An 8,507-nucleotide genomic window follows, 5' to 3' on the forward strand; every position below is an offset into this window, starting at 1 on the left:
ACCCCACCAGCACGACCCCGTCCAGCAGGTCCTCCTGCTCGTAGCCCCGGACCTTCGCGCACGGCGGGCACACGAGGATGCCCTTTCCCTTCTCCCGTATCACCTCGATCATGTCTTTCATCGGGGGATCGAAGGGATTCAAGTGCGCGCCGTCCGCGGCTCCCTTCCTCACCCAGTCCACAGCGGAACTGGTGAGAAAGACCGTCACTTCCAGGCCGTTGTTGATCCCGCCGTTGGCTATGCTCCAGGCGACCGACGCCCTTTCGTCGTCGAGACCCGCCGTGATCACGATGCACAACTTCGTCGACTGCTCCATGGCTCCTCCGTCTGCGCGTGAGGTGTAGTGTGACTCCACCTGCACATGCGAAGAAGCCGGTCGTCAACGGACACAGGGAGGTCGTGAGTGCCGCGGCGCGCGGTCTGCCGCCGGTCACCCCATGGCCGTGTACGCCTCCACCGCGTCCCGAAAAGCCGCCGCGAACCGACCTGGAGCTCCCGGGTCCACCCGCAGGTAGAGCGCCGGCTCGATGAGCTCCAGCTCCATGAGCCAGTAGCCCCCGCCGTCGTTCGCCCGCACCAGGTCTACCCGGGCGTACAGCGGCACCCCGCCACCGGTGGGAACCGCGGCGAGGGCCGCGTCCCCCGCCGCGAGGAGCCCGTCGTGCGGCTCGATCGCCCGGATGAGGCCGCCGTGCTCCTCCTGCGAGCGGAAGTCTCCGGCTTTCGGGGTCTTCGTGATCGCGTGGCTGAGCGATCCGCCGAAATAGATCAACGAAACCTCTCCCTCCCGCAGCACGGCTCTCGCGAACGGCTGCGCGATCAGGGGACGATCGGCGTAGCATGTATCGATCTCTTCGCGGCGGGCCTCGGCCGTCCGCCGGGTCAGGCGGAAGGCGCCGTCCGCGTTGGCGCCGACGACGGGCTTGAGGACGATCTCTTCGGAATCCAGCTCATCGAACAGCCGGAGCGTTCCGCCCGGCGGCAGGCAGTCGAGCCACAGCGTAGGCGGGATGGCCACGCCGCGCTCCGCCAGCTCCCGCAGGTAGGTCTTCCGGAGGTTCCAGCGGACGAGGTCGATCGAGTTGAAGAGCGGTACCCCGGCCCGCTCGATCTCCGACAGAACCGCGAGAAACGCCACCGGGTCCTGCTGGTAGTCCCAGGGCGACCGGATCACCACCGCATCGAAGCGACCGTACGATGCCGGGAGTCGTCGCCACGGGACGGCTTCGACCTCCCAGCCGATCGCCCGGAACGGCTCGTACGCGAGCTCGTCGTCGATCACGAAGTCGGCGACCTCGTCGAGCGTCAGGAATGCGCAGCGCTTCATGCGCGGTATCTTGCGCCTGCACCACCACCCTGGGAAGGCCTCGACATGCCCCGGTCTGCCGGACTTACCGCAGCATCTCCGCGATCTGCGGACGCGTCTCGCGGATTCTCTCGTAGTCCAGATTCAGCCCGTACGGCTGGAGCGCCGCGCCGACGAATTCGTAGATGCCCTGCACCTCGTCCCACGGACCGCTCACCGAATCGAGGGCCGTGGACCCGGCGTTGTTCCGGATCGACCGGTCGGCGCCGGCTTCGAGAAGCGCCTCCACGATCTCCGTGCGACAGAAGAAGGCCGCGGCGATCAGAGCTGTCGTTCCGTCGTTGTTCTGCTGGTCGAGATCCGCTCCGGCCTCGATCAGCATCCGCGCGGCCTCCGTCTGACCGAAGGTGGCGGCGGTGACGAGAGGACTCGAGCCACCCCCGGGCTCCCTCTCGTTCAAGTCTGCGCCGGCTTCTATCTGCGTACGGAGCGCCTCGAGATCGCCCGTGGCCGCGGCCTCGTGGAGGCCGGCTCCGGAGCCTTCTTCCACCTCCTGCAACTCGCCGGCGCTCGCGGGCAGCGCCCCCTCCAGCGCCTCGTCCAGCATCCCGACCAGCTCGTCGCGCGAGTACGCATACGGCTGGCCCTCGTTCAGCTGCACCAGCTCGCTGATCGCCTGGCGGATGGTGATCGCGGCCTCGAACTGGTTCGGCACGACCATGTAGCGCCGCTTCGGCGAATCGCTCGTCATGAAGTCGAGCGCGGCGAGAGCGACGGCGTCCGGCTCATCGTACTGCGAGCGGTCGAGCGGTCCGGTGACCATGTCGAGCATCGATCCGTACCTCGAGCCCTCGGCGGAGTAACCGTTCCGCTTCATGCGCTCGACCATCGAGGCCGTGATCTGAGACTTGAAGTTGCCCGGCTCCACCGCCGCCACCTCGACGCCGAAGCGCTCGAGCTCGGCGGCCAGGGCGTCGACGTAGGCTTCCACCCCGTGCTTGCTCATGCTGTACGCACCGATAAACGGCCCCGAGAGGACCCCGGCGATCGAGCTCACGCTGAGCACGCGTCCCTGGCTCTCGATCAGCAGATCGGCGAACGCCTTCGTCACCCGGTACGGTCCGAACAGGTTGACGCCCAGCTGGAACGCCATGTCCTCCTCGGGAAGCTCGATCAGGGGTCCCATGACGGCGACGCCGGCGTTGTTGATGAGACCGTACAGGCCTCTCCCCTCCGACCGGACGAGCTCGACGGCGGCATCGATGTCGCTCTGGACGGTCACGTCGAGACGAACCGCCTGAACGTTGTCCATGGCATCGAGACGCTGCAGGTCCGCGGCGTCGCGAGCACCCGCATAGACGAAGAAGCCGTTCCGCGAAAGCACCTCCGTCATCCTGAGTCCGATTCCCGAGCTGGTGCCGGTGATCAGGACGGCCCTCGTGGCGTCCGGCGCCTGGGCCACGGCCGAGGAGCTCCAGACGGTGAAGGCCGCGACGAACAGAGAGACGAGCATCGCGGCCCGGTACGAAACGGATCGATGATGGGTGAACATGCGGAGCCCCTTGATGACAGGCGTGTCAGAGAGAGCGACGGATCTCTCCAGTTTCAGTGGAGGGGGAAGGAAGTCTAACGGCTGTCGCGGAATGGCGCACGATGACGGATCGCAGCCAGATCAGAAGGCTTCCGCCCCGGCCAGCTCGTTCGCGCGCTCGAGGACCGGATCCCGGCCGGCACGCAGATCGTTCGCCGAGGGAACGATCTCGATGTGCGGCTCGATGCCCACTCCCTCGAAGGGCGAACCGTCGGGGAAGTAGACGCGCTTGGCGCTCACCCGGAAGCTCATCCCGTTCCCGAAATCATGCATGTAGGGCTGGCCGGTGCTCCCCGAGGTCGGCTCGCCCAAGACGAGAGCGCGATCGCTCGTCCGTAGCGGCATCACGAAGTCTTCGCACGCCGACACGCATCCCTCGTCGATGAGAACGAAGAGGGAACCCGGGTAGGTCGAAGCCCGGGGTGGCACCGTCGCCGCCGGCATCCGCATCTGGTAGCGACCCATTTCATCGAACGCGTCCAGATAACCGCGCACGTAGTCGTTGAAGCTGCCGGGAGGAGCCTCCCCGGCAATCTTCGCGTAGGCGGCGAACAGTCCGTTCGTGACGACCGTGGACTCGGTGAACCCCCGGTACGGTCGGTCCATCAGTGCTTCGATCAAGGACGTCGGGGTCGTTCCTCCGCCATTGCCGCGCACGTCGATCACCAGCGCGGGCGCCTCCGTGCTCCGCTGGACGAACGCCACGGCTCGCTCCTCCATCTCGGGCTGCCCGAACGACGGGATGTACAGGTACGCGGTGCCGTCATCCCGGATCTCCTCCGTGTAGGGACGGCCAGGGCTCGGAGCCAGCTCCTGGCGGGTCCGATCGATCTGGATCGCCCGGCCGTCCTCCAGACGTACCGAGAAGCGCTCTGGAAACAGGTAGTTCCGGGTCCAAAGGCGACGGATCGCTGCCCCTTCGCTCGACGCCGAGAGGAAGGGCAGGCGCCGAGCCACGAAGTCCCCGACCGGCTCCCCGTCCACGGCCACGATCACATCGCCCGGCTGCAGTCCCGCGACGCGGCTCCGCCGGACCACCCACTCGTCATCGACCCTGCTCGCCGTGAAGCCGACGGGACCGCCGCCGACATCGAAGAGCCAGCGGTCCGTGAAGCCGGTGTGGCCGTTCCGGAGGGAGGCCATGAACCGGAAGGTCGCGAGGTCGAACTCGAACCGGTCGGCGGCTTCGAGCGCCTCGTGCTGGTAGGCCTGAAAGGCCGAGTCGAGATCCAGTTCGGGCACCGCTTCCCAGTGACCGAAATAGGTCTGCACCGAGGCATAGATCTTCGACGCCACCCACATCCGGCGCTCCAGCGACACGGTATCCTGTCCGACGGCCGGGCTTCCGGACTGAGCCATCACGATGGCGGGGGAGCCGGTCAGAAGGACCGGCCACAGGACCAGACGAGTAAGGAAGCGGCGGCCGGAAATCATCAGAATCCCCTGCTTGACGGTTCTCGATGGCGCGCTCGGGTGACCAAATGATAACGGAAGCTGGTGCGATGAGGATGCGGAGACGAGTTTTCACTCTGTAGAGCTTCGCCAGCAACCGCCCGCTCCAAGGAGGCTCGCCGTGAAGATCCGGACCGGTTTCATCCTGGCCTTCATCCTCGTCTTCGCACCCCCCGCCGCGGTCGGGCAGACCACCGCCGATGCTCGCCTCGTGGTGACCGGACACTCTCCGGAGGGCCGCGCGATCGTCGCGTCCGACGGGCATCCATCCGACGTCATTCGGTTCGAGACGCTCCCCGGATACGAGATCACCCCGCTGTGGACGACGCGCTCCGTGGATTCTGGCCTGGCGAGCGGCGAATCGAAGATCGGAGAGGGACGGTTCGTACCCGGACCCGGGGAATCACGCCTGCTCCTGTTCCGCCTTCCGTCGCCGTCGGAGCTCGCAGCGGCCGCGGAAATGGGTTCGACACCCGAGAGTATCATGAAGGAATTCAGATCGAAGGTCACGGATCTGGCCGCCTCGGCCGACCCCGAGACGGGCCTTCACTCCACACCGACCGTGGACTACGTGATCGTGCTGACCGGGACCGTCCTGATGGAGCTGGACGACGGAGCGATGGTCACGCTGGGACCCGGCGACGTGGTCGTCCAGAACGGAACGGCTCACGCCTGGTACAACGGGGGCCAAGAGGGGGCGGTGCTGGCGGCCGTCATGGTCGGTGGGCAACCGTAATCACTTCGTTCACGTGTCCGGAGCGCTTCCGCGCCTGCGCATCCTTCATCGGAGACCGAGCTCCGTATTACGTTTGGAATCGACTTTAGAGCCCTCGATGCGGATCGGATGAGCATGACGAACGCGGCGGACGATCAGGCTTCCCTCGAGCTCGTCCTCAAGGACGAGATCATTCGGATGTACGAGGAGGTAGCCGAAAACCCGGACGGAGAGTTCCACTTCTATCACGGCCGCGAGGCCGCCGAGAGGTTCGGGTACTCGACGGAGTGGCTCGACCGGGCGCCGCCCGGAGCCGTCCGCTCGTTCGCCGGCGTCGGGAACCCGCACGAGAGGGCGAACCTGCAGGCGGGCGAGACGGTTCTCGACCTCGGAAGCGGAGCGGGGCTCGACGCGATCATCGCCTCGTGGGCCGTGGGTGAACGGGGGAAGGTGATCGGCGTCGACCTCAATCCCACCATGTGTCTGAAGGCCCAGGCGCACGCGGCGACCACGGGTGCGTCCATGGAATGCCACGAGGGCCGGATGGAGTCCATCCCGCTCCCCGACGAGTCGGTGGACGTGGTGATCTCGAACGGCGTGATCAATCTCTCGTTCCAGAAGCGCAGGGTGGCCGAGGAGATGTTCCGGGTCCTGAAGCCCGGCGGTCGGATTTCGATCACCGACATCGTGAGCGGAAAGCAGCTGTCCCAGTCGATCGTCAACGACCCGAAGCTGTGGGCATCGTGAATCGGGGGCGCTCTCCTGGAAGGAGAGATGTTCGAGCTGCTCGAGGAGTCCGGCTTCCGGCGCGTAAAGTCGGCCGTGGTGCCAGGGTTCCGTTTCCGTAACCCGTCGACCCAGAGCTCCGCCGAGGCGTTCGGTGTGAAGGGCGTGATGATGACGGCCCGGAAGCCGGCAGACGGTTGATTCGCGGCAGCCGCGTGAAGAGACGCAGGCTTCGCTGGATGGCGGTTGCGGCGGTGATCGTGCTCGTGCCTCCGCTCGGGGCGCAGGAAGCCACGCCCGAGGTCTGCTGCGATCTCGTGTTCATGTCCGCCCGCAGCGGAGAAGGGGATCTCTACTGGTTTCCAGCTCACCAGGCAGCGGACGGGGACGGACCGGCGCTGTACCAGGGGTCGCCGGCACCGGATTACAATCCCAGACGCATCGGCCCGGGTACCGACGTCCTCTTCCTGAGTGAACGAACCGGGGAACCGGCTCTGTTTCGCGCGGCCGGGCCCGAGGCGGAGCCGCGGCACCTCGGTCCGAGTCCCGGCTACGAAACGGGACCCGACGTCTCCCCGGACGGCCAGTGGCTCGCGTACGCAGATCTCCGGAGCGGCAACGTGGACGTATACGTTTCGAGATTGGACGGGTCCGAGGAACGCCGTGTCACCGACCATCCTGCCGCGGACGTGCAGCCCCGATGGTCGCCCGACGGGCGGCAGCTGGTCTTCACCAGCGATCGGGATGGCGACCCGGAGATCTACCGGATGGAGCTCTCGACCGGCGCCATCGACCAGCTCACACGGAACGACCGCCTGGACGGGCACCCCGGCTGGTCCCCGAACGGCCGCTCGGTACTGTTCGACTCGACGGACACGGAGGATGGCTCGGCGGACATCTTCACGCTCCACCTCGAGAGCCGCACCGTGACGAACGTAACCAGAAGTCCGGGCGACGATCTCGTCGCGGATTGGTCGCCGGATGGCGAGTGGATCGCGTTCGGCTCCTCCCGGTCGGGAGACTGGGAGATCTACCTGGTGCGACCGGACGGATCGATCACCCGGCGCCTCACGGACCAGCCGGGGTTCGACGGCGATCCGAAGTGGTTGAGTTCCACGAGCGGGGCTGTGCGCTGACGGCGGGACTCAGTAGAGCGCGAGACGCACCGGCAGCGCCCCACCCACCGTCTCGTCGATCGACAGCTGCACGGCGGTCACCGCCACGGGTTCGAAGCGGTCCAGCTTCCGGCAACCGATCGTGGTCCCCGTGGACAGCACCCGCCAGCTCCCCCCTATGCGGCCGCGCAGCGTGTAGGCCGCCACCGCCTGGCCGCGCTCGATGTCCTCGCGCAGGTCGGCCACCGACACGATCGTCTCGCGTCCTTCCGACACGGCGGGATACCGGTCTTCCCGGAAACGCTCGTCGATCCGGGTACGAAACCCCTGCAGTCGCTGGACGTCGATGGAATGGAGTCGGCCCTCGCGGGTCGGGGGCACGTTCAGCAGGAGCTTCGAGTTCCGTCCGACGGACATGAAGTAGAGATCCTCGAGGTCATCCACCGACTTGACCCGGTCGTCCTCAGCCGGGTGATGGAACCACCCGGGCCGTATGGACACGTCGGCTTCACCCGGTCTCCAAACCGTTCCCGCGGGGTCTCCGTGCTGCAGCATCGCCGTGACGCCCTCGCCCGTGGCTCCCGGGAACGGGACCACGGCCGGATCCACCGTCGACCAGTTGGGATCACCGGCGACGCCACGCTCGTTCCCGATCCAACGCACGTCCGGACCGGCATCCGAGAAGATCACGGCCTCGGGCTGCCATCGCCGAACGAGACCCCAGTACCGCGGCCAGTCATAGACCTGGCGCCTTCCGTTCGGGCCCTCCCCGTTCGCCCCGTCGAACCACACCTCGTGGACCGGTCCATAGCGAGTCAGCAGCTCGGTCAGCTGATCGCAGTACAGGTCATCATACCGGGGAGAATCGCCGTAGCTCGGAGCGTTGCGGTCCCACGGCGACAGGTAGAGGCCCATCCGCAGGCCCTCGGCGCGGCAGGCGTCGGAGAACTCGCGCACGACGTCTCCCTTCCCGCCGCGCCACGGACTCGATGCCACCGAGTGACCGGTGGTCGACGAAGGCCACAGGCAGAAGCCGTCGTGGTGCTTGGCCGTCAGGATCATGGCTCGAAAGCCGGTCTCGCGGGCGACGCGCGCCCATTGACGGCAGTCGAGCCCGGACGGGTCGAACAGGGCGGGGTCCTCGGTCCCCTCACCCCATTCCCGGTCGGTGAACGTGTTGATCCCGAAGTGGACGAAGAGGGCGAGCTCATCCCGCTGCCACGCCAGCTGTGAGGGGCTCGGCACCGGCCGAACGGACCCTTCGGTCGGACGCACGGCCCCGCCGACCGTGCGGATGCCGAAGGGGAATGCGGCAGCCGCACCGGCTGCGGTCACGACGAAGTGCCGGCGATCCAAGCGAAACCCTCCTGGTGTGCGGGGCCTGTCCTATTCCTCCGCCTGAAGAGCCCGGATCCGACCGATCATCTCGACCGCATTGCCGTTGTCCGGGTTGAGCTCCAGAGAGCGCTCGTACGACTGGACAGCCTCTTCGTACAGGCCGAGTTCCGCCTGGCCCTCACCGAGGCTGTCCCAGGTGTTGTAGGCCCCGGGAAACACGCGGGTATTGAGCTCGAACACCCGCACGGCCTGTTGCGCGCGTCC

At 67.0% G+C, this 8,507-nt stretch carries 10 protein-coding genes; 4 read left to right on the top strand and 6 right to left on the bottom strand.

The genetic code is table 11. The annotated features are described in order from the left end of the window. From AC36XV_RS11735 to AC36XV_RS11750, 4 genes are all read right to left on the bottom strand, one after another. Positions 1–316: DsrE family protein (locus AC36XV_RS11735; protein WP_492203872.1), on the bottom strand; the 316-nt coding region annotated here is incomplete at its 3' end. 114 nt (positions 317–430) lie between these two features. Then, positions 431–1,327, bottom strand: coding sequence for an ATP-grasp domain-containing protein (locus tag AC36XV_RS11740; protein ID WP_492203873.1), 897 nt, complete (start codon positions 1,325–1,327; stop codon positions 431–433). Between the two features lie 64 nt (positions 1,328–1,391). Continuing rightward, a complete protein-coding gene (locus tag AC36XV_RS11745; RefSeq protein ID WP_492203874.1) occupies positions 1,392–2,858 on the bottom strand; it encodes an SDR family NAD(P)-dependent oxidoreductase in 1,467 nt (488 codons plus the stop codon). A gap of 120 nt (positions 2,859–2,978) precedes the next feature. Further along, on the bottom strand, positions 2,979–4,331 hold the full coding sequence (locus AC36XV_RS11750) for a S41 family peptidase (RefSeq protein ID WP_492203875.1): 1,353 nt from the start codon (positions 4,329–4,331) through the stop codon (positions 2,979–2,981). Positions 4,332–4,470: 139 nt separating this feature from the next. On the opposite strand from AC36XV_RS11750, the gene AC36XV_RS11755 reads away from it, so the two are divergent. The 4 genes from AC36XV_RS11755 (at position 4,471) to AC36XV_RS11770 (ending at position 6,926) form a co-directional block, all read left to right on the top strand. Continuing rightward, entirely contained in the window at positions 4,471–5,085 is a 615-nt protein-coding gene (locus AC36XV_RS11755; protein ID WP_492203876.1) for a cupin domain-containing protein, read from the top strand. Positions 5,086–5,193: 108 nt separating this feature from the next. Beyond that, positions 5,194–5,811, top strand: coding sequence for a methyltransferase domain-containing protein (locus tag AC36XV_RS11760; RefSeq protein WP_492203877.1), 618 nt, complete (start codon positions 5,194–5,196; stop codon positions 5,809–5,811). A 27-nt stretch (positions 5,812–5,838) separates the two neighbouring features. Then, positions 5,839–5,991: a hypothetical protein gene (locus tag AC36XV_RS11765; protein ID WP_492203878.1), complete on the top strand. Its 153-nt coding sequence runs from the start codon at positions 5,839–5,841 to the stop codon at positions 5,989–5,991. A gap of 14 nt (positions 5,992–6,005) precedes the next feature. Next, complete coding sequence (locus AC36XV_RS11770) at positions 6,006–6,926, top strand: TolB family protein (protein WP_492203879.1); 921 nt, start codon at positions 6,006–6,008, stop codon at positions 6,924–6,926. A gap of 9 nt (positions 6,927–6,935) precedes the next feature. Here the strand turns inward: AC36XV_RS11770 and AC36XV_RS11775 are convergent, their stop codons facing one another. Both AC36XV_RS11775 and AC36XV_RS11780 read right to left on the bottom strand, forming a co-directional pair. Then, the gene (locus AC36XV_RS11775; RefSeq protein ID WP_492203880.1) at positions 6,936–8,261 is read right to left on the bottom strand and encodes an alpha-L-fucosidase; all 1,326 of its coding nucleotides are present in this window, start codon (positions 8,259–8,261) and stop codon (positions 6,936–6,938) included. Between the two features lie 30 nt (positions 8,262–8,291). After that, positions 8,292–8,507: tetratricopeptide repeat protein (locus tag AC36XV_RS11780; RefSeq protein WP_492203881.1), on the bottom strand; the 216-nt coding region annotated here is incomplete at its 5' end.

The organism is Candidatus Benthicola sp. (genome assembly GCF_058719085.1).